We start from the raw sequence: 23,750 nt of genomic DNA, 5'->3' as shown, positions 1-23,750 counted from the left end.
CGGACCGGGCGGCGGTCGGCGGACCCGCGTCGCCGCCGGACGGCGTCCGGAATACCGGAGCCCGGAGCACCGGAGCCCGGAGTCGTCGTCGTGTCGTAAGCCGTACGTACGGAGTGGCCGTGACCGCCTTTGCCCCCGACTCGCTGGTCCTGAACCGCAAGCTGCCGCTCTGGTATCAGGTCTCGCAGTCGCTGCGCGCCTCGATACTGGGGCGGTCGCCGGAGTCCTCCCTGCGACTGCCCACCGAGGAACAGCTCGCGGCCCACTACGGCGTGAGCGTGCTGACCATGCGCCAGGCCCTCAAGGAGCTGGAGCAGGAGGGGCTGATCAGCAGGCACCGGCGGCGCGGCACCTTCATCGAGCCGGGGGCGCGGCGCAGCGCCCCGCGCCGGCTGCTGGGCTCGATCGACGCGATCGTGGCCCAGCAGTCGGGCGAGCAGACGACGGTCCTGGACCACGGCCCGACGCCGGTGCCCGGCGAACTGGCCGACTGCTTCCCCGGTCTGACCGAGGTGATGACCTACAAACGGCTGCGCTGCGACGGGGAGAGCGGCGAGCCGACCAACTGGGCGGAGAACGCCGTCCGTCCGGACGTGGCCGCCGGCCTCGACATCGCGGATCTGGAGCGCTGGCCGATGACCAAGGTGCTGCGGGACGCGGTGGGCGTGCCGATCAGCCGGATCACGGACACGGTGGAGGCGCGGCTCGCGGACCCGCCGACCGCGGAGCTGCTGAAGGTGCCGCTGCTGAGCCCGATCCTGCACTACACGGGTGTGACCTATGACGACCGGGGCCGTGTGGTGGATGTGGCGCGCATTCGCTACCGGGGCGACCGGTTCTCCTTCTCGGTGACCGTGGACGCGTCCGACTGAGAGCGCGGCCCCCGGCTGACCGCCCCGGCGGCCGGTCGCGGCACTTCGCGTGGAGCGCTTAGCATGCGGGCTGATGACGGAAGACCTGCCGCTGCTCGACGACCTCATGCCCTGGTCCGTGCCGCCGCTGCGGCTCGGCCGGAGCTGGGTGACAGGCCCGGACTCCGCCGCGCTCACGGCACGCTGGAAGGCGCTGCTCGCGGCCGAGGGCCCGGAGCGCGAGCGGCTGCTGTGCCCCACCCGGGCCCGGACCGCCCACACTTCGGTCGCCCAGCTCCCGGGCCAGTCCACCGGGACGGTCCGGCTGGCCCGGGAGGACGGCCCCTGTCCTGAGCCGGTGCGGATGCTGCACGGCGCGTTCGACGAGCAGTGGCTGATACCGGACCACCGGCTGATCGACGTCGCCCGCCCCGAGCTGTGGCGGGTCGCCGACGCCCATCAGGTGTTCCTGGTCGAACAGGGTTATACGCCCCAGGACCGGGGCCCGGCCCTCGTCGCCACTGCCCGGCTGCCGGACGGCCGCTCCCCGGCGGGCCGCCCGGGCCGCATCCGCCCGCTGTACCGCCGCCCCGGCGCCCTGGAGCCCAATGTCACACCGGGGCTGCTGGAGCTGCTCGCCCGGCAGTACGGCGGCGAGGTCACCGCCCCGGATCTCGCGGCGTGGGCGCTCGCGGCCGCCCGCGCCTCGCCCGCGGGCTGCGCGGTGCCGCTGCCCGCCGGCCCCGCCGTCTGGCGGGACGGTGTGGAGCTGGGCCGCCGGATGACCCGCATCCTGCTCCGCGGCGCGCACGGCGGCGAGCGCCCCCGCCTCCCCGGCGGCCGCCGCCCCTATGTGCGTGCCGCGATCGGGGACCGGCCCGACTCGCTCATATACGACCCGGTGGAGGAGACGCTCGCCGTCGGCGTGGGCGGCCTTGTCTCTCCTGTGGCGGAGGGCGCGTGGACCTTTGAATCCGGCGGCGCCCGCGTCCTTGAGCAGTGGTTCGAAGCCCGTACGGCCGTCCCGGAGCCGGGCACCCTGGAAGCGGCCGGCTCCGCCTCCTGGACGCAGGCGCGGACCTCGGAGCTGCTGGAGCTGATCACGGTGCTGACGCTGCTGGACCTGCTGCGGGACGAGCAGCGCGAGCTGCGCGAGCGGTGCGCCGCCGAACCGCTGCCCCGTGCCGCGCTCGCCGCCGTCCTCGCTCCGCCGCCCGCGGCCCGCCGCCCCGCCTCGGTGCTCGACCACCCGGAGGAAGGCCCGGAGGGCCAGTTCGCCCTGCTGTGAAGCCAGCCGTGAATCCGGCTGTGAAACCGACTGTGACCCGGTGACAAACATGTGCCGTACACGATAGACAGCGGTATGCGTCGTCAGCCGAGTGAGCCGGAGCAGCCGCTGCCCCTGGAGGGCATCACCGTCGTCGCGGTCGAGCAGGCCGTCTCCGCGCCTTTCGCCACCCGCCAGCTCGCCGACCTCGGCGCGCGCGTCATCAAGGTCGAGCGGCCGGACGGCGGCGACTTCGCACGCGGCTATGACACCGCCGCCCAGGGGCTGGCCTCGCACTTCGTCTGGTGCAACCGCGGCAAGGAGTCCCTCGCCGTCGACCTGAAGGACCCGCGCGGACTCTCGCTCGTACGGCGGCTCACCGCGGACGCCGATGTGTTCGTACAGAATCTGGCGCAGGGCGCGGCCGCCCGGCTCGGACTGGACGCGGCATCCCTGTGCGCCCTGCACCCGCGGCTGATCGCCGTGGACATCTCCGGATACGGCCCCGAGGGCCCGTACGCCCACAAGCGGGCCTACGACATGCTCGTCCAGTGCGAGGCGGGGCTGGTGTCGGTGACGGGCACCGAGGACCAGCCGGTCAAGGCGGGCATCCCGGCGGCCGACATAGCGGCGGCGATGTATGCGTTCTCCGGAGTGCTGGCGGCTCTGCTGCGGCGGGGGGTGACCGGCCGCGGCGGCCCGGTGGAGATCTCCATGCTGGAGTCGCTGGCCGAGTGGATGGGACATCCGCTGCACTACGGGATGCACGGGGGCGAGCCCCCGGCGCGCACCGGTCTGGCGCACGCGGTCATCGCACCGTATGACGCCTATGGGACGGCGGACGGCGGGCAGGTGCTGCTGTCCGTGCAGAACGACCGCGAGTGGCGGCGGCTGGCAGAGCAGGTGCTGGACCGGCCGGAGCTGGCCGACGACCCGGCGTTCGCGGTGAACACGGCCCGTACGGCCCACCGCGCCAAGACCGACGCCGCGGTGGGCGAGGCGCTGGCGCGGCTGACTACACAGGAGGCCCTGGACCGGCTGGAGGCCGCGGGCATCGCCTGCGCACGGCTCAACTCCGTGCTGGACGTGGCCGCGCATCCGCAGCTCGCGGCGCGTGACCGCTGGCGGCCGGTGGACTCCCCGGCAGGACCGCTGCGCGCGCTGCTGCCGCCGATCACTCTGCCGGGCGGGGCACCGCCGAGGATGGGCGCGGTGCCTGCCCTCGGCGAGCACACCGACGCACTGCTGACGTCCCTGGGGGTGACGGACGAGGAGACGGCGGCGCTGCGCCGGGATGGTGTCGTCGCCTGATGCCTGGGCGGGCGCGAGAGTTGAGACGTACGTGGGAGGGAGCAGCCGCTCCAGCCGCCTAGCCGCGGCTGCCGAAGAGGGAGCGGCGCAGTCTGCGCAGCGGTGCGAAGAGGGAGACCCGTGCGCTCTTGTTCCGGCCGGCGTGAACCGCCTCACGGGAGGTCAGCTCCCGCATCAGCGACGTCGCCTCCGCCGTCTCACGCGGCGGGACGGCAGGGCCTCCGAGCACCGAGAGATGGCGGTCGAGGCGCGAACTGGTCGCGTTTCCGCCGCATGTGATCGCAGGCACACGAGGCCTGCTGCGCACCGTTATCTGTTCCATGTCACTCCCCACCCGTACGAGGGCCCGGCCCGGGCAGATTAACCCTATCGCCCCGTCCTGGCACTCGTGTATCCCGGTAGGAGGATTCCCCGTTCGGGTAGGAATATCGACACCTGTTCGGCGAGCACCTCCCCAAGGGGGCGGCAACAGAGCCGAGTTGAGCTAACTTGGAGTGGTTTCCACCGTGATGCCGCTTCGCTGCGGATGGGGGGCTCGCCATGAGCGATATGCCGGGCAATGGGCAGGGGGACGCGGAGGCGGGCGGTGCGGGGCGTCTGATCGCGGGGCGCTACCGGCTGCTCGGCCCGCTGGGCGAGGGCGGGATGGGCGTGGTGTGGCGCGCCCGTGATGAACTGCTGGGCCGCGAGGTCGCCGTCAAAGAGGTCCGCGCGCCCACGGCGCTCGGCGCGGCGGACGAGCGGCGGCTCTACGCACGACTGGAGCGGGAGGCCTGGGCGGCGGCCCGCGTCTCGCACCGCAATGTGGTGACCGTGCATGACGTGGCGATGCAGGACGGCCGGCCCTGGATCGTGATGGAGCTAGTGCGCGGTCTGGCGCTGAGCGATGTGCTGGAGGCGGAAGGGCCGCTGCCGCCGCGGCGGGCCGCGCACATCGGCGCGGAGGTGCTGGCCGCGCTGCGGGCCGCGCATGCGGCGGGTGTGCTGCACCGCGATGTGAAGCCGGGCAATGTGCTGCTCGCCAACGACGGCCGGGTCGTGCTCACCGACTTCGGGATCGCCGCGGTGGAGGGAAGCACCCATCTGACGATGACGGGCGAGCTGGTCGGCTCCCCGGAGTTCCTCGCGCCGGAGCGGGCGCTGGGCCGGGAGCCAGGACCGGAGTCCGATCTGTGGTCGCTCGGGGTGCTGCTGTACGCGGCGGTCGAGGGCAACTCCCCCTTCCGGCAGGACACCCTGCTGAGCACGCTGCGGGCGGTGGTCGACCAGGAACTGCCGCCGCCGCGCTGGGCGGGTGGGCTGACCCCGGTCCTCGTGGGGCTGCTGCGCAAGGACCCGGCGGAGCGGATGACCGCCGAGGAGGCGGAGCGGCGGCTGCGGGAGGTGGGGGCGGGCGGCTCCGCGGACACGGGGCCGGTACCGATGCCCGCGACGCCGCCGGGGCCCGGGCCGTCGTACACCCCGACGGTGGCGGCCTCCGGCACACCGGGCACACCGCCGCCCGCGGCCTCGCTGGGCGACCCCGTGACGGTGGGCGCGCCGGCCGGGGCCCCGCCTGCCCCCGACCGCTCTCGGCGTGCGACGCGGGCGCTCGCGGCCGCGGCGGTCGTGCTGCTGCTGGCGATCGGCGGCACGGCCTGGGCGCTGCTGAGCGCGGGTGACGGCAAGGACAACGGCGGAACGGCACGCGAGGGCGGCAGCGTTCTCCCGCCTGCCTCGACGGCCCCGGAGGGCACGGGCGGCACGGACGGCACGCATCCCAGCGAGTCAGCCCCCGGCGGGGACGGGGGCGCCGACGGCGGTACGTCGTACGGAAACGGCGACGGCGACGGCGACGGGGACGGCGACGAGGCGGGCGCCGGGACCGGGAAGGGCAACGGGAACGGCACCGGCGGAGGCGGGGACCACGGCGGGAACGACAGTACGACGGACATGCCTGCCCAGTCCGTCGACGTCCACGCGACCGCCGTACGGGCCGACTACACCGGCCCGTGCCCGCCACCCCGGGAGCAGGCCCCGCACTTCCAGGCGACCATCACGGTGGGCCGCACCCCGGCGGAGGTCGAGTACCGCTGGGTGACCGGCAGCGGCACGAGCACCGGCATGGGGCGGTCGATGCCCTGGAAGTCACTGGTGTTCGCCGAGGGCGGGCCGAAGCAGCAGTACGTCAACCACACCGAGCTGACCCACCGCCAGGGCGAGACGCACCGAGACCGAATCGCCGTGGAGGTCCGCAGCCCCGTGCGGGCACGTTCGGCCTGGGTCGGCTTCTGGGTCACCTGCGAACCGAAGGAGACGCCGACGGGTGAGCCCTCCTACTCCGCGGATGGCGGGAGCCCTGCGGCGGGGGGCGAATGACGGGGTGTTCCCCCGCCCCTTCCCGGACCGGGGCTCCGTCCGAGACCGAGTTTGCGGGGGCTCCGCCCACGGGCCCCCGGCTCCTCGAACGCCGGAGGGGCTGAAGTCCAGCCCCTCCGGCCCCCACGCATCAAGGGCTCAGGGCGAGGGCGGGGGGAACACACGCTCGGCTGCTGAAAGGTCTGACGTCGCCCGGGTACGCGTCCAGTTGCACGAGGAATCTGAGGGGGCCCTCCCTCGGTTCTCCGTTCCCGTCTGACCCGCTGTCGCCTCGCACCTTCCCCGCGGAACCCGGGCCCGGCGTGATCGCCCCGGGTCAGGGCACTACGGGCAGACCGGCGCGTTCTGCTGCGAACTCCGCTCGGACCTGCTCCAGGAGCCGGCCCATCCGGTTGCGCGCGCCGAAGAACGCCGACCCGGCACCCCGGTAGACGATGCGGCCGTCGCCGGTGGCCAGCAGCGCTGCCAGCAGTTGAGGGTGCTGCCGGAACTTCGCCCGGTGCAGGGCCGTCATCACCGCTTCCCGGCCGGCCTCCCACCCGTCCCGCAGCGGAGCCGCCACCGCGATCTCCTGGGCTTGGGACGGACTCGCCGCCGCCAGGACCGCGTCGTGGGTGGCGGGGTCGCGCACGGCCAGGGCCCAGTAGGCGTGTTCGACGGTCGGGTACCGTCGGCCGGCATACTCCACCAGCGCCGGATACTCGGCCCGCAACACGTGCCGACTAGGCGGCTCCGGCCACCGCATCATGGTCACGTTGAGCTCGACGGTCCGGTCCACCGGCGCCTCCGGTCCGTCCGCGTGTGCACGTTCCCGTGCCTGCGCAGCTCCCCGCTCCTGTTCGGCGAAGTACTGCAGGGCGTCCTGGTGATCCTCGGCCGTGACCGGCTCGTCGTCATCGATGAGCGGCTCGCCGACCGGGGTCGCCAGTGCCCGGTACGGCCAGTCCTTTGCGTCCATGTCGCCGAGGTAGACCCGCCTGTGCGAGGGCACCGCGAGGTACGCCGCCCGCAGTGCGGCCCGGTTGGTCTCCGTCGGCTCCCGACGCAGCGCCTGCACCGCCTCGTAGCAGCGGTGCGAAGCGGTCGGCCGGCCGGCGAGCCGCTCGATCTCGTCGGCGATCTCTGCGAGCAGGTCCCCACGGGAGATCCAGGTTCGGGTTGCTGCGAACCGCCAGGAGGCCAGGCTGAAGGCCGAACCGCTGGCGCCATCGTGCGGGGTGACGGTGATCCAGCCGGAGTCGAGCTTCGCGCGCAGCTCGTCGAGGCTGAGCGGCTCCCAACCGCACTGGATCACCCCGTCCGCGTACACGACCAAGTCGGTGAGGTAGTACGTTCCACCGTTGTTGATGAACACGTGCCGCCACGTGCCGTCGATCCGTTCCTCGCCCACGATCCGGTATGCGCGCCGCTCTCCCATCGGATCAGTATGGCCAACCCACCGGGCCGGCGCTCACCAGGGCGGGCTGTCACCTGTGGGGTGAGCGCTTCTGGTCCCCCTCGTACTTCGCCGCCTCTGGCGGGAGCGCCCCACTGGCCGCGGTCAAGGAATACATCGAGAACCAGAAGCGCCCAGACTGAGCGCAGCGCCGTCGCGGGAGCCTTGCGGAGCGATGCGACGGCGCTCCGCGCCGCCCAGCTCAGGATGCGATTCCTCCCGAGCCCCTCAAGGGGCCGGGGCTCCTCACAAGAACATGCTGAACACCGGCAGATACCCGCCCGACTGCCCCGCCGCCGTCGGGTGATACGACTCGCTGATGTCGAACCACTTCAGGCTGTGCAGCCACGGCGCCCCCGAGCAGATCTCATGCCCGGTGAACGCCGGCACCACATCCGCGAAGTCGAAGCCGTGGTCAGCCGCCCGCTTGGCCGTCGCGGCATTGAGGTGGTCCGCCGCGTCATTGATGGCAGCCCGCTTGCGTTCGCTCAGCCCGAGCGAGCAGCTGCCGCCCAGCTTGTAGAAGCGCGGGTAGCCCAGGACGACCACACGGGCGGACGGCGCCTTGGCGCTGATCGCCGCGTACACCGCGTCGAGTTTGCCGGGCAGGGTGGTGTCAACGTACGCCTTGGCCTCGTTGATGCGGTTGATGCAGGCGGAGTCGGACTGCAGGACGCAGGTGGTCATGACGTCCGCGAAGCCGGCGTCGTTGCCGCCGACGGTGATGGAGACGAGATCGGTGCCGGAGTCGACCGGGCCAAGCTGACTGGCTGTCACATCGTCGGTGCGCGCGCCCGCACAGGCGGTGAAGGCGAACGACGACGGCGCGTGTGCGTCGGCCCAGAGCTGGGGGTAGGCGCGGGTGCTGCGCTTGCAGCTGCCGCTGGAGCTGTCGTAGCTGCCGGCGCCGACGCCGGAAGAGTACGAGTCGCCGAGGGCTGCGTAGTCCACCGCCTGTGCGGTGGAGTCGGCTTGGGCCGCACCCGCTCCCGTGAGGGCGAGGACGGCGGAGAGGAGGAGCGAGGATGAGAGTGCCGCGGCTCGGGACAGTTTCATGGAACCTCCCTCTTGCAGGATCTCTGCCTCACCGTCGTAGCAGCCGCCCCCGCCATCCGGAAGTGTCCATGCCAAGAAGATTGGACGATCTCCCCCTTGGCCGCCCTCCGTTCACATGAGGGCTTCTTGACGGAGCGTCGACGACTCAGCAGCATTGATGCTCGGGCATCCGACGCCTTTGGGGGGCAAAGTCGGTCATGCAGAACATAAATGACAAGCCATCGGCAGTCGGTACGGATCTTCTGCCAGTGCTTGCGGGGGCGGCGGCTGCGGTCTCGGGGGTCGGCATCACGCTGGCGCTCATCGATGCGCACTCGCCACTGCGCGCACCCTTCGTTCTCTTCTCTCTGTTCGCAGGGCCCGCCTGCGGGCTCGCCGCGGCGCTGCCGCGGCGGCTGGACACGGCGACCCGTGCGGCGGCGGCCGCCGCCGGCGCGCTCCTCATCGACCTCGCGACCGCCCGGGCGGTCGCCGTCGAACGGCTTCTGACGGCAAACCAGGCGGTGGTCGCCATCGCCGCGCTCACCGCCCTGCTGCTGCTCTGCACGGCGGTGCGGCGCGTCCGCAGCGCGACGCCGAATGGCCGGCTGACCGACAGTCGGCTGATCGTTTCCGACAGCGGGTCAAGCGAATTCGATCATTCCGTTCTGCATTCGATATCCAATTCGGTATCGAAAAAGTAAAAGAGTGAAGCTTCCGTCTAGGTCTTGCCATACAGTCTTAAACATCAATACCGTCATACACCGACCCGCAACGGTCCAACTTGCAAGGCGGCTCAAGGGGAGGGCTTAAGCGTCGCATTGGACCGACTGGGGGTGCGGTAGGGGGGTTCCGTCAGCGGTTTTCACCCGTCGATTCGAGCGTTCGATTCTCCATGCCCATGCTCGTTTCGCTCGATTCAACGGGGTCAGCCGTGCAACGGCCGGTCACGCCTGCTCACCCGCCTGACATGGAGCATGCTTCGTCATGCTTCATCTTGGGCGGAGGAGAACAGCCCCCCTTTCAAACCGGAAACTCATCCGGGCTGCCCGGGGGTGGGCGGTCCACCGGTGGAGAGAGGGAGAAAGACGTATGAGCTCAGCGCTGCGTCCAGCAGCAGCCGAACAACAGCCGGCGAGCCAGTCCGCACGAATAGTCGAAAACTATCGACCGATCTCCTCGCATCTGGCGATCGCCCCGCCCGTGAGCGTGGTGATTCCAGCGATGAACGAAGCGGAGAATCTTCCGCATGTGTTCAAGACGCTGCCAGACTGGATTCATGAAGTCGTACTGGTGGACGGAAACTCCACCGACGACACGGTCAAGGTGGCACGCGAGCTGTGGCCGGACGTGAAGGTCGTCCAGCAGGTCGGCAAGGGCAAGGGCGATGCGCTCATCAGCGGATTCGCCGCCTGTACGGGCGACATCATCGTCATGGTCGACGCCGACGGCTCGGCCAACGGCGAGGAGATCGTCTCCTATGTCTCCGCCCTGGTCTCCGGCGCCGACTTCGCCAAGGGTTCGCGCTTCGCCAACGGCGGCGGCACGGACGACATGACCCCGATCCGCAAGCTCGGCAACCGCGTCCTGTGCGCCGTCGTCAATGCCAAGTTCGGGGCCCGCTACACCGACCTGTGTTACGGATACAACGCCTTCTGGCGGCACTGCCTGGACAGCATCAGCCTCGACTGCACGGGCTTCGAGATCGAGACCCTGATGAACATCCGGGTCGTCAAGGCGGGGCTGCGGGTCCAGGAGGTGCCCAGCCATGAGTACCTCCGCATCCATGGAGTCAGCAACCTCAGAGCCGTACGCGACGGGCTGCGCGTACTGAAGGTGATCATGAAGGAGAAGGGCGTCCGCAGAGCGGCGCGCCGCAGGCCGGCCGTCACTCTGAACGTCAAAAGCGTCCAATCGGCCCGGGGAGAGCTCTCTTGAGCCAGCCCCACACGGAGGACGAGCCTCACGGCCGGCGGTTCTCGGTGGTGATCTGCGTCTACACCGAGGACCGCTGGGAGGACATCCTGGCGGCCGTCGAATCGGTGCGCGGCCAGTCGCTGCCGCCGCTGGAGACCCTGCTGGTGGTCGACCACAACCCGACGCTGCTCGCCCGGCTCCGCGAGGAGTTCGGAGAGTCACCGGAGCAGCGGCGGGGCGAGGAGGACCACCATGCGGACGGTGCGGAGAGTGAGGAGGTGCGGGTGCTCGCCAACGCGGGCCCCCGCGGCCTCTCCTCCGGCCGCAACACCGGAATCGCCGCCGCCCGCGGCGAGTTCATCGCCTTCCTGGACGACGACGCCGTCGCCGAACGGGACTGGCTGCGCCGCTTCGCCGAAGCCTATGACGATGAGCGGGTCATGGCGGTCGGCGGGCGCACACTGCCCGCCTGGGCCTCCGGCCGCAGGCCGGTCTGGTTCCCCGAGGAGTTCGACTGGATCGTCGGCTGCACCTACCGGGGGCTGCCGCCCGGCCGGGTGCGGGTGCGCAATGTGCTGGGCGGGAACGCCTCCTTCCGGCGCAGCGCGTTCGACGCCTCCGGCGGGTTCGCCACCGGGATCGGGCGCGACGGCGACCGCAGACCGCTCGGCTGCGAGGAGACCGAGCTGTGCATCCGGCTCGCCGCCGCGCTGCCCGGCGCGGTCCTGCTGATCGACGACCGCGCGGTGATCCACCACAAGGTGCCGCGCGCCCGTGAACGGTTCGGCTACTTCCGCACCCGCGCCTATGCCGAAGGGCTCTCCAAAGCCCTGGTGGCACGCAGCGTCGGAGCCGGAAAAGGGCTGGAGTCCGAACGCCGGTACACCACCCGGGTGTTGCCGGCGGGCGTGGTGCGCGGAGTGCGCGACGCCCTGCTGGGCCGTGCGGGCGGCGCCGGCCGGGCAGGCGCCATCGTCGCCGGGGTCGCGGCGGCGGCGGGCGGCTATGCGGTGGGAAGCATCCGGGCCCGCAGGGGCGCGGTGACCTTCTCGTCCGGACCGATCCGCCGGCCGGAGCAGGCCGCATCCACGACAGCGAAATCCCCGCAACCGATCGAGGAAGGCGCACTGGGGTGACCAGCCCGACCGTCCCCGTCCTGATGTATCACGCGGTGGGAGAAGAGCCGTCCGACGCCGCCTACGCGCTGTCCGTGTCCCCCTCCGCCTTCGCGGAGCAGATGCGGCTGCTCGCCGAGCGCGGCTTCACCCCGCTGACCGCCGCGCAGCTGGGCGACGCCTGGCGGCCCGGCGGCCCTCCGCTGCCCCGGCGGCCCGTGCTGATCACCTTCGACGACGGCTACGAGGGCGTGCACCGGCACGCCCTCCCCGTCCTCGCCGAGCACGGCTTCGTCTCGACCGTGTTCGTCTCGACTGGCTGGCTGCGCGGCCCGTACGAGGAGGGCGGAGCGCTCGACACGATGCTCGACTGGGGCCAGGTGCGGGAACTGGCCGCCGCGGGCATGGAGATCGGCGGCCACACCCACACCCACCCCCAGCTCGACCAGCTCGACGACGCACTGCTGTGGTACGAGACCGTGCGCTGCCGGGATCTGATCGCCCAGGAGCTGGGGGCGCATCCGGCGTCCTTCGCCTATCCGTACGGCTACTCCAGCCGCCGGGTGCGCCGTGCGGTCCGGGCCGCGGGCTTCGCCCAGTCCCTCGCGGTGGGCAACGCCCTGGCCCGGCCCCGGCAGGGGCCGTATGCCCTGGAACGGCTCACCGTGCGCCGCTCCACGGGCCTCGCGGAGTTCGGCCGTATGCTCGACTCCGGCCCGCTGGGCGTGGCCCGCGCGTTCGCCAAGGACCGCGCCCTCACCAAGGGATACGCGGTCGTACGGCGCACCCGCCGGGCGTACACCCTGCTCAGCGAAGGCGGAAGGGCATCCGGCCCGGCTGATTGACGCACAGGGGCGCACCGGCGCGGGGTGGGGCATCGCCGGGGGCAAAAGGCTGTGCGCGCGGCGGCGCTGTGCCGGATCATGGGCGCATGTCTGCCAAGCCTCATGACGCTCTGCCGATCCGGCTCAACGTCGACGACAGCGATTCACCGTCCGATGTCGTCGACGCGCTGTTCCTCGGCCGTTTCGCGACGGGCGAGCAGCCGTACTCGCACAGCTCCACCATCGACCGGGTCAAGCCGGGCGCCACCCTGCTGCCGCCGTCCGCATCCGTCCTGCGTGCCGCACGCGACGACGACCGCAGCGCCACGCTCGCCGAAGGAGACGGCTGGACCCTGCTTGTGTCCCGGTGGAACAGGGGCGCCGACGTCACCGTCACAGCCGTCACCTCCGAACTGGCGGAGCAGGTGCTGGGGCAGGCCACCGACGGTGCGCACGACGAACCCGAGCCGCAGCCGGAGAACGTGACCATGGGGTTCTGGTATGTCTCGCCGCGCCGCGGCCCGCACCGGACCACCCGGCAGATCACCGCCGGGGCCTGGGACGACGTCAGGCCCAACTACACCGCGCCGGTGGCCGATGCGATGGACCGGCTGATGAAGATGACGCCGGACGACATCGCGGGACGGCTGCTGCTGCTCCACGGCCCGCCGGGCACCGGCAAGACCACCGCGCTGCGCACGCTGGCCCGCTCCTGGCGCGACTGGTGCCAGGTGGACTGCGTACTGGACCCCGAGCGGCTCTTCAACGACGTCGGCTATCTGATGGACATCGCCATCGGCGAGGACGACGGCACGGCACGCGGCCGCTGGCGGCTGCTGCTCCTGGAAGACTGCGACGAGCTGATCCGCGGCGAGGCCCGGCACACCGCGGGCCAGGCGCTGTCCCGGCTGCTCAACCTGACGGACGGACTGCTGGGGCAGGGCCGCAATGTGCTGGTGGGAGTCACCACCAACGAGGACCTGGAACGCCTCCACCCTGCGGTGGTACGCCCCGGCCGGTGCCTGGCACGCATCGAGGTGGGCGCGCTGACCCGCAGGGAGGCGGTGAACTGGCTGGGCGCGGAGGAAGGCGTCGGCCGTGAGGGGGCGACGCTGGCGGAGCTCTTCGCCCTGCGGCGCGGGACGTCACCCGCGGCCGTCCCCGCGCAGGGTCCGGCGGCGGACGCGGGGCTGTACCTCTGACGGCCGGTGGGACCTTCCCCCACCCCACCCCTTCCCGTAACTGGGGGCTCCGCCCCCAGGCCCCCCTTCGGGGGGGAGGGGCTGCGGGGCTGCCGCCCCGCGCCCCCTGGCGGACGGCAGCTTCGCGCCGCCGCCCCCTGTACGGCTTGAAAGCCATGTCCTCAAACTCCCCCAGGGGTACCTCCGTGGGCCCCCGGACGGTCTGGGGGGGAAGAGTGTGGGGAAGTCTGAGGCGCAGGGGCCAGAAACCCAGCCTCGCCCGCGCTTAAGGCGCAGGAGCCGGAATCCAGCCGCGCCGGCGCTTGAGGCGCAAGGGGCTGCACATTCCAGCCTCGTGGGGGCACCTCCCAGCGGTAGCTGGGGGAGTTTGAGGAGCGGGGGTCCGGGGGCGGAGCCCCCGGGAAACGGGGTCTGGGGCTTCAGCCCCAGTTACGGGAAGTGGGGGTCCCCCACGGCCCCAGGGCGTAGCCGGAGGGGCAGCGGAACGACCACACCCGCTACCCCCCGTACACCGCCCGAAGCGCGTCCCCCACCGCACTCATCGCCGCGTCATGAGACTGCCCCAGACGTTGCGCGCGCTCCGCGAAAGCCTTGGCCGCGGCCGCCAGTTCGCGCTGCGCCGCATCGCCCGCCGCGGCGATGAACGTGCCGCGGCGGCCACGCGTCTCGATCACTCCGTCGGTCTCCAGTGCGCGATACGCCTTGGCGACGGTATTCGCGGCCAGGCCGAGTTCCTCGGCGAGGCCGCGGACCGTCGGCATCCGGTAGCCCACCGGCAGCGCGCCCGAGCGTGCCTGCTCGGCGATCTGCGCGCGGAGCTGTTCGTACGGGGCGGCGGAGGCGTCCGCGGCGATGGCGATCTTCAAGGTCATCCGCCGATTCTCCCCCGTCCGCTCCCCCGACATCCGGAAACCGACACCGACCGACACCCGAAAATGAGAGGCGGCGCGCCGCGGGCGGCACGTAGCGTCGACCTCCATGACTGTGATCGTGCGTGACTTCCGGCCCGCCGACGCCGCGGCGGTCTGCCGCGTCGGAAGAGCCGCGGTGCCCTTCATGGTGACGACCCCGCGGTCCGTCCTCCATGGCGTCGAGGCCGCCCACCCGGACAGGAGGCAGCGGCTGCTGGTAGCCGAGCGGGACGGCGAGATCATCGCCCAGGCGTATGCCGGTCTCGCACACGACGCCCCCGAGCCGGGCCAGGCGTACGTCAATCCGCAGACCCACCCCGATCATCTGGGCCAGGGCGCCGGCGGTCTGCTGCTGCGCACCGCCGAGGAGCATCTCGCCGCCGAGGGCGCGCGGGAGGTCTTCGCCTGGGTCACCGACGAACCGCGCTGTCTGGCGTTCGCCGAGAAACGCGGCTACCGGCCCTCCCGTTCCTCTCACTTCCAGCGCCTCGATCTGGTGCGCACTCCGCTGCCGGAGCTGCCCGAGCAGCTGCCGCCGGGGGTGGAGCTGCGTACCGCCGCCGGTTTCACCGCAGATCCGCGCCCGCTTTTCCGGGCGGACGCCGAGGTGACGGCCGATGAGCCGGGCGACATCGGCACGGCGCTGAGCGACTACGAGACGTGGCTGGCCGACGTCTGGCACAACCCGCTGCTGGACCGTGAGCTGACCACGGTCGTCGTGGTGGACGGCGAGGTCGCGGCCTTCACGGCGGCTCACACGGACGGTGAGACCCGCTATGCGACCGGTATGACGGGAACGCTGCGCGCCCACCGCGGCCGGGGACTCGCCAAGCTCGCCAAGACGCACTCGCTGCGCCGGGCCCGCGAGGCCGGGTACACGGAGGCGTTCACCGGGAATGACACCGGCAACGCCCCGATGCTGGCGGTGAACAAGTGGTTCGGCTACCAGATCTGTGCCTCGGAGGTCCGCCATGTCCGCACGCTCGGTTGAGGTGCGCCTGGTCAAGTCCGGCCGTACGAAGATCCGTTACCGGGCCGAGCTGCTGGCCGACGACGGCGTACGGCTGACCGTCCGCGCGCCCTGGGCGGGCGAGGGCGGCCGGGATTTCGGGTTCGTACGGTTCGAGCCGGGCGATGTGTTCACCGAGCACTACTGGCGGGACCGCTGGTACTCGGTGAAGGAGGTCCGCACGGGGGACGGGGTGCTGAAAGGCTGGTACTGCGATGTGACCCGCCCGGCAGAGTTCTCGGGCGGTGAGCTGACCGCCGAGGATCTGGACCTGGATCTGTGGGTGTCGCACGACGGGGCGAGTGTGCTGCGGCTGGACGAGGACGAGTTCGCGGCAAGCGGCCTCGCGGAGCGTGACCCGGAGGCGGCGGCACAGGCCGTGCAGGCACTGGACGAGCTGGAGCTGCTGGCGCGGCTGGGCAAGCTGACCGATCTGCTCGCGTAGCGCGCCGGCCCGCCTCCGCTCGACCGCGGGGACGGGCCGGTCCGCTCAGCCCCTGTCCCGTACGGGCTTGTCCCGCTCGGCCCCGTCCCGCTCGGCCTTTCTCAGCGCCGTCTTCCTCAGGACCGTCTTCCTCAGCAGGGGCCAGGCCAGCAACAGCGCGATCACCGTGTAGACGGTCACCGAGAACGGCGTGTCGACCAGGCCCGCCACGCTTCCGTCGCTGATCTGGAGCGCCCGCCGCAGCTGCTGCTCCGCCGCCGGGCCGAGGATCACGCCGATCACGGCGGGCAGCACGGGCAGCCCGTACCGCCGCATGCCGAACCCCAGCAGACCGATGATCAGCAGGATCACCAGATCCAGCGCCTCCCCGCCGACCGCGTACGCGCCGACGGCCGCGAAAAAGAGAATGCCCGCGTACAGATGGGGACGCGGGATGCGCAGCAGCCTCGCCCACAGCGGGGCGAGCGGAAGGTTGAGCGCCAGCAGCAGCGCCATGCCGATGAAGAGGGAGGCGATCAGACCCCACACCAGATCCGGCTCCCGCTCGAACAGCAGCGGCCCCGGCTGGATTCCGTACTGCTGGAACGCGGCCAGCATCACCGCCGCGACCGCCGTCGTGGGCAGCCCGAGGGTCAGCATCGACACCAGTGTGCCCGCGGCCGAGGCGGAGGCCGCCGACTCCGGTCCCGCCACGCCCTCGATCGCGCCCTTGCCGAACTGGTCCCGGTGCTTGGTCAGCCGCTTCTCGGCGACGTACGACAGGAAGGTGGGGATCTCCGCTCCGCCCGCCGGGATCGCGCCGAACGGGAAGCCGATCACCGGCCCGCGCAGCCAGGGCTTCCAGGTGCGCCGGAGATCGGAGCGGGCGAGCCAGGGACGGCCGACGGGGATGGCCTCCCCGGCCGTGCGCCGCAGATGGGCCGCCACCCACAGGGCCTCGCCGATCGCGAAGAGGCCGACCGCGACGATGATGACGTCGATGCCGTCGGCGAGCTGCAGCGAGCCGAACGTGAGCCGCTGCTGCCCGGTCATCTGGTCCAGGCCCACCAGACCGAGGGTGAGTCCGATGAGCAGCGAGGCGAGCCCGCGGATGCGGGAGGAGCCGAGCACCGAGGTGACGGCGATGAAGGCCAGCACCATGATGGCGAAGTAGTCGGGCGCTCCGATGCCGACGGCGAGTGAGGCGACGGTCGGCGCGAGGGCGACCAGCAGAATCGTGCCGATCATGCCGCCGGTGAAGTGGCCGACCGCGGCGGCGGCCAGCGCCTGCGCGCCCCGGCCGGCCTTGGCCATCGGGTTGCCTTCCATGGCGGCGACGACGGCCGCGCTCTCCCCCGGTGTGTTGAGCAGGATCGAGGTGGTGGAGCCGCCGAACATCGCGCCGTAGTAGATGCCGGCGAACATGATGAACGCCCCGGTCGGCTCCAGCCCGTACGTCACGGGCAGCAGCAGCGCCACGGCCATCGCCGGGCCGATCCCGGGCAGTACGCCGATGGCCGTGCCCAGCAGCACGCCGACCGCCGCCCACAGCAGATTGACCGGGGTGAGCGCGGTGCCGAAGCCGTCGAGGAGTGAGGTGAGCGAGTCCATCGGGCTACAGCACTCCCATCAGCGGGCCGCCGGGCAGGGGGACGCCGAGCAGTCGGTCGAAGACGATGTAGGTGGTCAGGGCGAGGACGGCGGCGATCAGCGGGTCGCGGTCATAGCGGCGGCTGCCGAGGGCGAAGGCCGCGCCCCAGAACAGCAGCGCCCCGGACAGGGGGAAGCCGAGCGGGCCGATGAGGACGGCGAAGCCGAGGAAGACTCCGGCCAGCAGCAGCACGGTGCGCCAGTCGGCCGGTTCGCTCAGATCGACGTCCTCTCCGCCCTCGGCCTCCCCGCGGCCGCCGCGCAGCACGTCTACGGCGAGCAGGACGGCCACAAGGAGAAGGCTCGCGCCGATGACGACGGGCACGGTCTTCGGTCCGACGGGTCCGCGCTGGGCGATGTCGACGTCCATGGTGAGCGCGTCGGTGAGGACGAGGACGCCGATGAGGAAGAGGAGGGCGCCGACGCCGAGTTCGGAGTGCTCCCGCAGCCAGGAGCGGGGGGTGTGCGTCCGGGTGCTCACAGGCCAAGCTCCTTCAGCACGGTGTCAACGCGCTCGTCCTGTTCGGCGAGGAAGTCGCCGAAGGCGTCGCCGGTGAGGAAGGCGTCGTCCCAGCCGTTCTTCTTCATCGAGTCCCGCCACTGCGGGGAGTCGTGCAGCTTCCGCACCAGGCCGATCAGCCTGTCGCGTTCGGCGTCGGTGAGGCCGGGCGGGGCGACGATCCCGCGCCAGTTGGTGAACTCCGTGTCCAGCCCGGCCTCGCGCAGGGTGGGGGCGTCCAGCCCCGGCACCCGCTTCGGGCCGGTGACGGCGAGCAGCCGCAGCTCGCCGGACTCGATCTGGTCGAGGTACTCGCCGACGCCGGAGACGCCGAAGGAGACCTTGTCGCCGAGGATGGAGGCGAGGAGTTCGCCGCCGCCGTCGTAGGGGATGTAGTTGACGGCCTTCGGTGCGATGCCGGCCGCCCGCGCCATCAGCATGGGCGCGAGATGGTCGGGCCCGCCAGGTGAAGAACCGCCGCCGACGGGCATTTTGCCGGGGTTCTTCCGCCAGTCGGCGAGCAGCTGCCCGATCGTCCGGTACGGGGAGTCCTTGGAGACCACCACGATGTCCTGCTCCTCGGTGAGCCGGGCGATCGGGGTGGCGTCCGCGAGCGTCTTGGGGGACTTGTTGGTGTGTACGGCGCCGACGACGCCGAGGCCCATGGTCATGGCGAGCTTGCCGTTGCCGTGTTCCCCCACCAGCCGGGCGAGTCCGACCGTGCCGCCCGCGCCGGGCAGATTGAACACCTCGACATTGGGGGTGAGCCCGGCGTCCTCGGCGTTCCTGGCCGCGGTGCGGGCGGTGATGTCATAGCCGCCGCCGGGGGTGTTGGGGACCATAAACCGCAGACCGGGTATCCGGGTGCCGGTGTCGGCGTCGGCGCCGCTGCCCGCGGTGAGCAGCGGGGGCCCCACGAGCACCAGCAGCGCCGCCCCGAGCAGGGCGAGGGGGGTGCGCCATCGCACATGACCCGCCATGTTCGCCGCCTTTCCTGAACAGGGGGATGGGTGGTGTGAAGTGGCCCACATGCTGCCTGTGCGTCAAGGAGCTGTCTCGCTTGCGGAATCAACGGACGTTGTGGTCGTTGTGGTCGCGGCTTAGCGTGGCGGAGTGACGAAGGTGCTGGTGGTGGACGACGACTTCATGGTCGCGAAGCTGCACGGCCGCTATGTGTCCGCGACGGAGGGGTTCACGGTCGTCGGCGCGGCCCACAGCGGCGCCGAGGCGCTGCGCGCGGCCGAGCGGCTGCGGCCGGATCTTGTGCTGCTCGATGTCTATCTGCCCGACATGGACGGCATCAGCGTGCTGCGCGAACTGCGCGCGGCGGAGCGGCGGGACGCGTCGCGCGACGGCGTGGACGCGCTGTTCATCACGGCCGCGCGGGAGGCGGCGGCGGTGCGGTCGGCGTTGCGGTCGGGGGCCCTGCACTATCTGATCAAGCCGTTCAGCCCCTCGGCGCTCCAGGAGCAGCTCCGGCATATCGCCGCGCTGCGGTCCCGGCTTGACCGGCTGAAGGAGGCCGGGGCGCGCCAGGAGGACGTGGACCAGATCTTCGGCGCCCGCCCTCCCGGCTCCCGCGAACTCCCCAAGGGACTTGCCCCGCACACGGCCGAACTGGTGGAACGCATCCTGCGCGGGCACCCCGGCGGCCTGTCCGCCTCGGAGTGCGCGGAAGCCGGCTCCCTGTCCCGCGTCAGCGCGCGCCGCTACCTGGAGTACTTCGCGGAGAGGGGGCGGGTGGAGGTGACGCTCCGGTACGGGGGGACGGGGCGGCCTGAGCGGCGGTACCGGGCGGTGTGACCGGGGGTTTTCCCCCATCCGCTCGGCGCTGCCCCGTACCCTGGTCGGGTTCGGGAAGGCACCGGCGGCTCAGGGGGATGTCGCGCGGTCCAACCCCGCTCGTCTCCTCTTCTCCTGGTCTGAAGGCGGCTCACGCCGCAGAGAAGGCGCTGCCATGTTCCGTACGTATCTGCTGCCGGTCCAGGCAGCGGTGACGTTGTTTCCGCTCGTCGTCATGCTCATCATGGTGCCCGTCGCGATTCATGGCTATCGTCGGCGCGGCCGGGCCGGCGGCTGGCCGGTCGTCGTGTTCTACAGTTTCGTCTTCTACCTGATCGCGGCTCTGCTGCAGACCGTGATGCCGCTGCCCGCCCGCACGAGCGCTCACTGTTCCGCCGCTCGCTACGCCGAGACGCCCCAGCTCGAACCCTTCGACTTCTACGCCCGCATCGCCTCCGCCTCCGGGGGCGACTGGTCGGTGAGCACCCTCACCGGACTGACAGTCACCTGGACGAGCGTACTCAACGCTCTGCTTCTTCTTCCCCTGGGCATGTTTCTGCGCTACTACCTGCGCCAAGGGCTGCTCCCCTCGTCTGTCCTGGCCTTCGCCACCTCGCTGTTCTTCGAAGCGACCCAGTACACGGGTCTGTGGTTCATCTACGCCTGTCCCTACCGGCAGTTCAATGTGGACGATCTGATCCTCAACACCGGCGGCGCAGTCGTCGGCTGGCTCCTTGCCGTTCCTCTCACCTCGTTCCTGCCTGCCATCAACCCCGACCGCGAGCGGGTCCGCTACGGTGGCCGCGTCACCGTTACACGCCGTCTGGTGGCCTTTGTGACGAACCTGGCCGGATGGCTGGTCACCTGGGTGCTGGCCACCGGTCTACTGGCGGTCATCACCGGCTCCTCCACCGGCCGCCGCTATGCCTTCGCCGTCGGCAGTGCCCTCGGCCTGGTCTGGTTCTGGCTGCTGCCCGCCCTGTTCTCCGCTGACCCCGGCAAACGGATCCTGCTGCTGCGCATCGTCCGGACGGACACACGTCCGGCCGGATTCCTCCGCATCACCCTGCGCGCCTGGGTCGCGTACACGCCACTCGCCCTGCTCTGGCTCTCAGCGGCCCAGTACACGCGTGATGCCCTCTTCCCCACGCCGTTCGGCCGGCTTCTGCCCTACGCTGCCGTCCTCGCCACCGCCGCGCTGTGGGGCTGGACCCCGCTGATGGCTCTGTTGCGCCGGGACAGCCGAGCTCCGCACGAACGCATCTCCGGCACCGTCACCCTCGCCGTTTCGGGTCGGCCCCGCCGATCCGGCTCGGACGCGCCGCCGGTCCCCCAGCAGAACGCCTCCGCGGCAGAGCAGCGACACCCTGACCTGGTCGTGCGGCCCCTGCCCGACGGACACCGCATGGCACTGCACAGCGAGTCCCCGAAGGCGAGCGGTTCCGAAGAGCCGGAGACTCCTGACAGAGCCGACGCGCCTGGCGGAGTGTAACGGTGAGAGGCCGCCGGCCCTGGACAGAGGCCCTGTCCGGCGCCTCTCATGGCGTGTGGACGACAGCGGCAAGCGGAGGGTACGGGCTGCCTCTGGACAGCCGACCGCTCGGACGGGATTCTCTTATCGGGGGGCGCGGCAGGACGTCCCCGCTCCGAGGCGGAGGTAGCCTGCAGTGGACTGGTGGGTCTGGCTCGTTGTCGTCGCGTTCCTGTCCACGGCTGTCGCCGGGACTCTCGCAGCCGTCCAGACGAAACGCCGAAGTGGCGGCGTGATCGTCGTACGGCGTAGCCGCTCCAGGCGCAAGGACAAGGCCGCATGAGCGTGCTGATGCTGGCATCGGAGATCACAAAGCGGCCTGTCGTGACGCTCGGCGGCGAGGCCGTGGCCCAGGTCAAGGACGTCGTCCTCGACGCCCACGCGGACCGGGTATCGGGCTTCACGCTCAGCGGCCGCGGCGTGTTCTCCGGGCCCAAGCGCCAGGCACTGCCGTGGGCGGCGGTGTCCGGCCTGGGGCCCCATGCTGTGATGATCCAGGATGAAACGGTGTTCGAGGATCTGGGCGAAGTGACCGACTCCGCAGGAGCGGCTGGCGGCGACGTCCTCGGCGCGCGGGTCCTGACCGACACCGGCACCGACTTGGGTCAGGTCACCGATGTGGTAATCAAGGTGACCCCCTCGGAAGCGGTCGTCGCTGGTTACGAGATCGCCTCCACCGAGGCGGTCGGCCGCAAGGGACGCACCGTGTTCATCCCGCTGGCCAGAACCATCGCCGTTTCGGGTGAGGCACTCGTCGTCCCGGCGGTCGTGGCCGAGCATGTGGCCGACGATCTGCCCGCCCTCAACAAGGAGATCCCGGCGCTCCGCAGCCGGATGAGCGGGAGCGAGACGTGATGCTGTTCTCCGAGATCAGCGACCGGCCGGTGATGGACACCGCGACGGCCCAGAGCATCGGCCAGGTCGACAGTCTGGTGATCGCATCCGGCCCGGCCCGCGTCATCGCACTGCGCCTGAAGAAGACCAACGGAGGCGACTCCCTGCTGGTTTGGCCGGCGGTGCACGCCATCGGCCCTGACGCAGTCATGGCCCGCTCCAGCACTCACGAAAGCGCTGAGGAGCATGTCAGGACGCGCGCCGAAGCGTGCAGTGGTCTTATCGGCCGACGCATCCTCTCCAAGGGCGGCAGGGAACTCGGCACCCTGCGGGACCTCGAGTTCGACCCGGAATCGGGCAGTGTCCTGGGCCTGCTCACTTCGTTCGGCACGCTCCCCGGGCAAGGACTGCTCGGCGTCGGCTCCTACGCCGTGGTCGTCCAAGAGGCCTGATGCGGAAGACCTGACACAAGGTGCGGCGGCACGGCACCGACACGGACGCCGCGGATGCCGAATGCCGACCCGGCGGACGGCGCCGGCATAAAGGGCGCAGGCGGCGGAACTCATAGTCAGGCACGAGGACTGCGGACGGAGCCCGCCCGGAACCAAGTCGGGCAGTCATCCGCACCGCCGTTCTAAGGCCCTGCTTAGCCGCGCCTTAAGGCGATCATAAGCAGCCTAAAAGGTTCCCCTGCTGGTCAGAAGAAGTCTCCCGACCGCTCTACAGTCAGGGGGAGCCAAACAGGGAGCCACAGCAGTGGATTACGAGGATTGCGAAGACTCCTCGGGGCCGTCGTCAGCTCGGAAGATGTCGTCCATCGCTTCCGCTCCTTGCGTCACGACGGGCCGCAGCTACTTTCGGTAGACCCTCTCCGTTGTCTGACTGCCGCTGTGGCCAACGACACGGGCGATGACCTCGATCGGAATGCCGTGGTCGGACAGCAGCGAGACGAAGCTGGTCCGCAACTCCCGAGTCGTCCACTTATCAGGTTTCTCGAATCCAGCCTCCCTGAGAAGAGCACGAAAGTTCCGGCGAACGTTCAACGCCGTGCGTTGTCCCCCGGTGTCGCTCGGGAAGACCAGTTCGTCTTCGCTCCAGTCCTTGCCCGCAGCTCTGCGCTCCTCAATCTGCCGCACCCTGTGCACCTGCACAACTGAGGCTGCCTGTCGCGGCATCGCGAGCGAACGCCTGCTCTTCCTCGTCTTGGTCTCGCCATGCCGACGCACCGACCGCCATACATCGACATACGGCTTTGTCCCCTCGGAAGGGGTGCAGTGTACGTGCTTCCACGTCAGGGCTCGCGCCTCCTCGGTTCGGACGCCGACAAGTAGCGACAGGACCACGTAAGCGTGGATCCAGCTCCCCTGCATCGCGCGGAGAACCGACGTCGCCTGCTCCAGAGAGAGCGACTTGCTGGGACGACCGGGCCGTCCGTCCGGCACATCCACCACGGCGGCGACATTGCGCAGAACCTTGCCTCTCCGCTCGGCATGAGCAATCGTTCTGCGAAGGATGGAATGGAGCATCCGCAATGACTGCGTCGCGAGGAGCTGAGCCTTCCTGTCCAGCCACTCATCCAACTCGTCTGCATCCAGCTCCCGCAGCTTCGCACTGCCCAGGTCAGGGACGATGTGTCGGTCAGCAAGGTTGCGGTAGGTCTCGACAGTCGCCGTGTCCCGCCCCTTCAGGCCCTGAGTGAGCCAGTCGTTCACAGCACTTTCCACCGTGTAGTTGGCAGGTGCTTTGACCCCTGCCTCAAGTTCCTTCTTGAGTTCCCGCAGCTTGCTGCGTACCT

Annotated in this window: 23 protein-coding genes and 1 pseudogene; 16 read left to right on the top strand and 8 right to left on the bottom strand. The window is 70.9% G+C overall.

The window, feature by feature from the left end; all coding sequences use genetic code 11:
- Positions 1 to 119 precede the first annotated feature (119 nt).
- The 3 genes from OF819_RS24840 (at position 120) to OF819_RS24830 (ending at position 3,429) form a co-directional block, all read left to right on the top strand.
- A complete protein-coding gene (locus OF819_RS24840; RefSeq protein WP_267245856.1) occupies positions 120 to 872 on the top strand; it encodes a GntR family transcriptional regulator in 753 nt (250 codons plus the stop codon).
- 73 nt (positions 873 to 945) lie between these two features.
- Positions 946 to 2,139 carry a type ISP restriction/modification enzyme gene (locus tag OF819_RS24835; RefSeq protein ID WP_267245855.1) on the top strand — a complete coding sequence of 398 codons (1,194 nt, stop codon included), beginning with the start codon at positions 946 to 948 and terminating at the stop codon, positions 2,137 to 2,139.
- Positions 2,140 to 2,214: 75 nt separating this feature from the next.
- A complete protein-coding gene (locus tag OF819_RS24830; protein ID WP_267245854.1) occupies positions 2,215 to 3,429 on the top strand; it encodes a CaiB/BaiF CoA transferase family protein in 1,215 nt (404 codons plus the stop codon).
- Between the two features lie 58 nt (positions 3,430 to 3,487).
- Here OF819_RS24830 and OF819_RS24825 read toward each other — a convergent pair whose 3' ends face one another.
- Positions 3,488 to 3,751 (bottom strand): hypothetical protein, encoded by a 264-nt coding sequence (locus OF819_RS24825; RefSeq protein WP_267245853.1) that lies wholly within the window; start codon positions 3,749 to 3,751, stop codon positions 3,488 to 3,490.
- Between the two features lie 218 nt (positions 3,752 to 3,969).
- Here OF819_RS24825 and OF819_RS24820 point away from each other — a divergent pair, with 218 nt between their 5' ends.
- On the top strand, positions 3,970 to 5,787 hold the full coding sequence (locus tag OF819_RS24820; protein ID WP_267245852.1) for a serine/threonine-protein kinase: 1,818 nt from the start codon (positions 3,970 to 3,972) through the stop codon (positions 5,785 to 5,787).
- A 316-nt stretch (positions 5,788 to 6,103) separates the two neighbouring features.
- Here the strand turns inward: OF819_RS24820 and OF819_RS24815 are convergent, their stop codons facing one another.
- Positions 6,104 to 7,204 (bottom strand): NADAR family protein, encoded by a 1,101-nt coding sequence (locus OF819_RS24815; RefSeq protein WP_267245851.1) that lies wholly within the window; start codon positions 7,202 to 7,204, stop codon positions 6,104 to 6,106.
- Positions 7,205 to 7,266: 62 nt separating this feature from the next.
- Between OF819_RS24815 and OF819_RS24810 the strand changes: the two are divergent.
- Positions 7,267 to 7,365 (top strand): annotated as a pseudogene (locus OF819_RS24810) (transposase); the annotation flags it as partial.
- A gap of 103 nt (positions 7,366 to 7,468) precedes the next feature.
- Here OF819_RS24810 and OF819_RS24805 read toward each other — a convergent pair.
- Complete coding sequence (locus OF819_RS24805; protein ID WP_267245850.1) at positions 7,469 to 8,278, bottom strand: SGNH/GDSL hydrolase family protein; 810 nt, start codon at positions 8,276 to 8,278, stop codon at positions 7,469 to 7,471.
- Positions 8,279 to 8,475: 197 nt separating this feature from the next.
- On the opposite strand from OF819_RS24805, the gene OF819_RS24800 reads away from it, so the two are divergent.
- From OF819_RS24800 to OF819_RS24780, 5 genes are all read left to right on the top strand, one after another.
- Positions 8,476 to 8,961 carry a hypothetical protein gene (locus tag OF819_RS24800; RefSeq protein WP_267245849.1) on the top strand — a complete coding sequence of 162 codons (486 nt, stop codon included), beginning with the start codon at positions 8,476 to 8,478 and terminating at the stop codon, positions 8,959 to 8,961.
- A gap of 388 nt (positions 8,962 to 9,349) precedes the next feature.
- The gene (locus OF819_RS24795) at positions 9,350 to 10,195 is read left to right on the top strand and encodes a glycosyltransferase family 2 protein (RefSeq protein ID WP_267245848.1); all 846 of its coding nucleotides are present in this window, start codon (positions 9,350 to 9,352) and stop codon (positions 10,193 to 10,195) included.
- Positions 10,192 to 11,310: a glycosyltransferase family 2 protein gene (locus OF819_RS24790; RefSeq protein ID WP_267245847.1), complete on the top strand. Its 1,119-nt coding sequence runs from the start codon at positions 10,192 to 10,194 to the stop codon at positions 11,308 to 11,310. The genes OF819_RS24795 and OF819_RS24790 overlap by 4 nt, the downstream gene beginning before the upstream one ends.
- Positions 11,307 to 12,134 (top strand): polysaccharide deacetylase family protein, encoded by an 828-nt coding sequence (locus OF819_RS24785; protein ID WP_267245846.1) that lies wholly within the window; start codon positions 11,307 to 11,309, stop codon positions 12,132 to 12,134. Before OF819_RS24790 ends, OF819_RS24785 begins: the two co-directional genes overlap by 4 nt.
- An 86-nt stretch (positions 12,135 to 12,220) precedes the next feature.
- Positions 12,221 to 13,315, top strand: coding sequence for a DUF5925 domain-containing protein (locus OF819_RS24780; protein ID WP_267245845.1), 1,095 nt, complete (start codon positions 12,221 to 12,223; stop codon positions 13,313 to 13,315).
- Between the two features lie 497 nt (positions 13,316 to 13,812).
- Here the strand turns inward: OF819_RS24780 and OF819_RS24775 are convergent, their stop codons facing one another.
- Positions 13,813 to 14,187: a GntR family transcriptional regulator gene (locus OF819_RS24775; RefSeq protein ID WP_267245844.1), complete on the bottom strand. Its 375-nt coding sequence runs from the start codon at positions 14,185 to 14,187 to the stop codon at positions 13,813 to 13,815.
- A 106-nt stretch (positions 14,188 to 14,293) separates the two neighbouring features.
- Here OF819_RS24775 and OF819_RS24770 point away from each other — a divergent pair, with 106 nt between their 5' ends.
- Positions 14,294 to 15,217, top strand: a complete 924-nt coding sequence (locus OF819_RS24770) for a GNAT family N-acetyltransferase (protein WP_267245843.1) — start codon at positions 14,294 to 14,296, stop codon at positions 15,215 to 15,217.
- Positions 15,198 to 15,680 (top strand): DUF402 domain-containing protein, encoded by a 483-nt coding sequence (locus tag OF819_RS24765; RefSeq protein ID WP_267245842.1) that lies wholly within the window; start codon positions 15,198 to 15,200, stop codon positions 15,678 to 15,680. The genes OF819_RS24770 and OF819_RS24765 overlap by 20 nt, the downstream gene beginning before the upstream one ends.
- 45 nt (positions 15,681 to 15,725) lie before the next feature.
- Here the strand turns inward: OF819_RS24765 and OF819_RS24760 are convergent, their stop codons facing one another.
- From OF819_RS24760 to OF819_RS24750, 3 genes are read right to left on the bottom strand one after another with little or no spacing between them, the layout of a single operon-like run.
- Complete coding sequence (locus OF819_RS24760; protein ID WP_267245841.1) at positions 15,726 to 17,270, bottom strand: tripartite tricarboxylate transporter permease; 1,545 nt, start codon at positions 17,268 to 17,270, stop codon at positions 15,726 to 15,728.
- Positions 17,271 to 17,274: 4 nt separating this feature from the next.
- On the bottom strand, positions 17,275 to 17,790 hold the full coding sequence (locus OF819_RS24755) for a tripartite tricarboxylate transporter TctB family protein (RefSeq protein ID WP_267245840.1): 516 nt from the start codon (positions 17,788 to 17,790) through the stop codon (positions 17,275 to 17,277).
- Entirely contained in the window at positions 17,787 to 18,776 is a 990-nt protein-coding gene (locus OF819_RS24750; RefSeq protein WP_267245890.1) for a Bug family tripartite tricarboxylate transporter substrate binding protein, read from the bottom strand. The genes OF819_RS24755 and OF819_RS24750 overlap by 4 nt, the downstream gene beginning before the upstream one ends.
- Before the next feature lie 178 nt (positions 18,777 to 18,954).
- On the opposite strand from OF819_RS24750, the gene OF819_RS24745 reads away from it, so the two are divergent.
- The 4 genes from OF819_RS24745 (at position 18,955) to OF819_RS24730 (ending at position 22,407) form a co-directional block, all read left to right on the top strand.
- Positions 18,955 to 19,611 carry a response regulator gene (locus OF819_RS24745; protein WP_416370619.1) on the top strand — a complete coding sequence of 219 codons (657 nt, stop codon included), beginning with the start codon at positions 18,955 to 18,957 and terminating at the stop codon, positions 19,609 to 19,611.
- A gap of 154 nt (positions 19,612 to 19,765) precedes the next feature.
- Entirely contained in the window at positions 19,766 to 21,082 is a 1,317-nt protein-coding gene (locus OF819_RS24740) for a VanZ family protein (RefSeq protein ID WP_267245838.1), read from the top strand.
- A gap of 318 nt (positions 21,083 to 21,400) precedes the next feature.
- A complete protein-coding gene (locus OF819_RS24735; protein ID WP_267245837.1) occupies positions 21,401 to 21,976 on the top strand; it encodes a PRC-barrel domain-containing protein in 576 nt (191 codons plus the stop codon).
- On the top strand, positions 21,976 to 22,407 hold the full coding sequence (locus OF819_RS24730) for a PRC-barrel domain-containing protein (protein WP_267245889.1): 432 nt from the start codon (positions 21,976 to 21,978) through the stop codon (positions 22,405 to 22,407). Before OF819_RS24735 ends, OF819_RS24730 begins: the two co-directional genes overlap by 1 nt.
- Before the next feature lie 399 nt (positions 22,408 to 22,806).
- Here the strand turns inward: OF819_RS24730 and OF819_RS24725 are convergent.
- On the bottom strand, positions 22,807 to 23,750 hold a 944-nt coding region (locus tag OF819_RS24725), incomplete at its 5' end, for a site-specific integrase (RefSeq protein ID WP_267245836.1).

The organism is Streptomyces sp. PR69, from assembly GCF_026420845.1.
Classification (GTDB): domain Bacteria; phylum Actinomycetota; class Actinomycetes; order Streptomycetales; family Streptomycetaceae; genus Streptomyces.
Note: the sequence above shows the minus strand (reverse complement) of the source record. Positions and strands in the feature narration are given on the sequence as shown.

Bases quoted from the DNA above. Each gene is read 5' to 3' on its own strand.
- OF819_RS24735 (WP_267245837.1), top strand. From the start codon at position 21,401: ATGAGCGTGCTGATGCTGGCATCGGAGATCACAAAGCGGCCTGTCGTG.
- OF819_RS24795 (WP_267245848.1), top strand. From the start codon at position 9,350: ATGAGCTCAGCGCTGCGTCCAGCAGCAGCCGAACAACAGCCGGCGAGC.
- OF819_RS24830 (WP_267245854.1), top strand. From the start codon at position 2,215: ATGCGTCGTCAGCCGAGTGAGCCGGAGCAGCCGCTGCCCCTGGAGGGC.
- OF819_RS24775 (WP_267245844.1), bottom strand. From the start codon at position 14,187: ATGACCTTGAAGATCGCCATCGCCGCGGACGCCTCCGCCGCCCCGTAC.
- OF819_RS24765 (WP_267245842.1), top strand. From the start codon at position 15,198: ATGTCCGCACGCTCGGTTGAGGTGCGCCTGGTCAAGTCCGGCCGTACG.
- OF819_RS24745 (WP_416370619.1), top strand. From the start codon at position 18,955: ATGGTCGCGAAGCTGCACGGCCGCTATGTGTCCGCGACGGAGGGGTTC.
- OF819_RS24825 (WP_267245853.1), bottom strand. From the start codon at position 3,751: ATGGAACAGATAACGGTGCGCAGCAGGCCTCGTGTGCCTGCGATCACA.
- OF819_RS24820 (WP_267245852.1), top strand. From the start codon at position 3,970: ATGAGCGATATGCCGGGCAATGGGCAGGGGGACGCGGAGGCGGGCGGT.
- OF819_RS24835 (WP_267245855.1), top strand. From the start codon at position 946: ATGACGGAAGACCTGCCGCTGCTCGACGACCTCATGCCCTGGTCCGTG.
- OF819_RS24805 (WP_267245850.1), bottom strand. From the start codon at position 8,278: ATGAAACTGTCCCGAGCCGCGGCACTCTCATCCTCGCTCCTCCTCTCC.
- OF819_RS24800 (WP_267245849.1), top strand. From the start codon at position 8,476: ATGCAGAACATAAATGACAAGCCATCGGCAGTCGGTACGGATCTTCTG.
- OF819_RS24770 (WP_267245843.1), top strand. From the start codon at position 14,294: ATGACTGTGATCGTGCGTGACTTCCGGCCCGCCGACGCCGCGGCGGTC.
- OF819_RS24760 (WP_267245841.1), bottom strand. From the start codon at position 17,270: ATGGACTCGCTCACCTCACTCCTCGACGGCTTCGGCACCGCGCTCACC.
- OF819_RS24730 (WP_267245889.1), top strand. From the start codon at position 21,976: ATGCTGTTCTCCGAGATCAGCGACCGGCCGGTGATGGACACCGCGACG.
- OF819_RS24815 (WP_267245851.1), bottom strand. From the start codon at position 7,204: ATGGGAGAGCGGCGCGCATACCGGATCGTGGGCGAGGAACGGATCGAC.
- OF819_RS24740 (WP_267245838.1), top strand. From the start codon at position 19,766: ATGTTCCGTACGTATCTGCTGCCGGTCCAGGCAGCGGTGACGTTGTTT.
- OF819_RS24780 (WP_267245845.1), top strand. From the start codon at position 12,221: ATGTCTGCCAAGCCTCATGACGCTCTGCCGATCCGGCTCAACGTCGAC.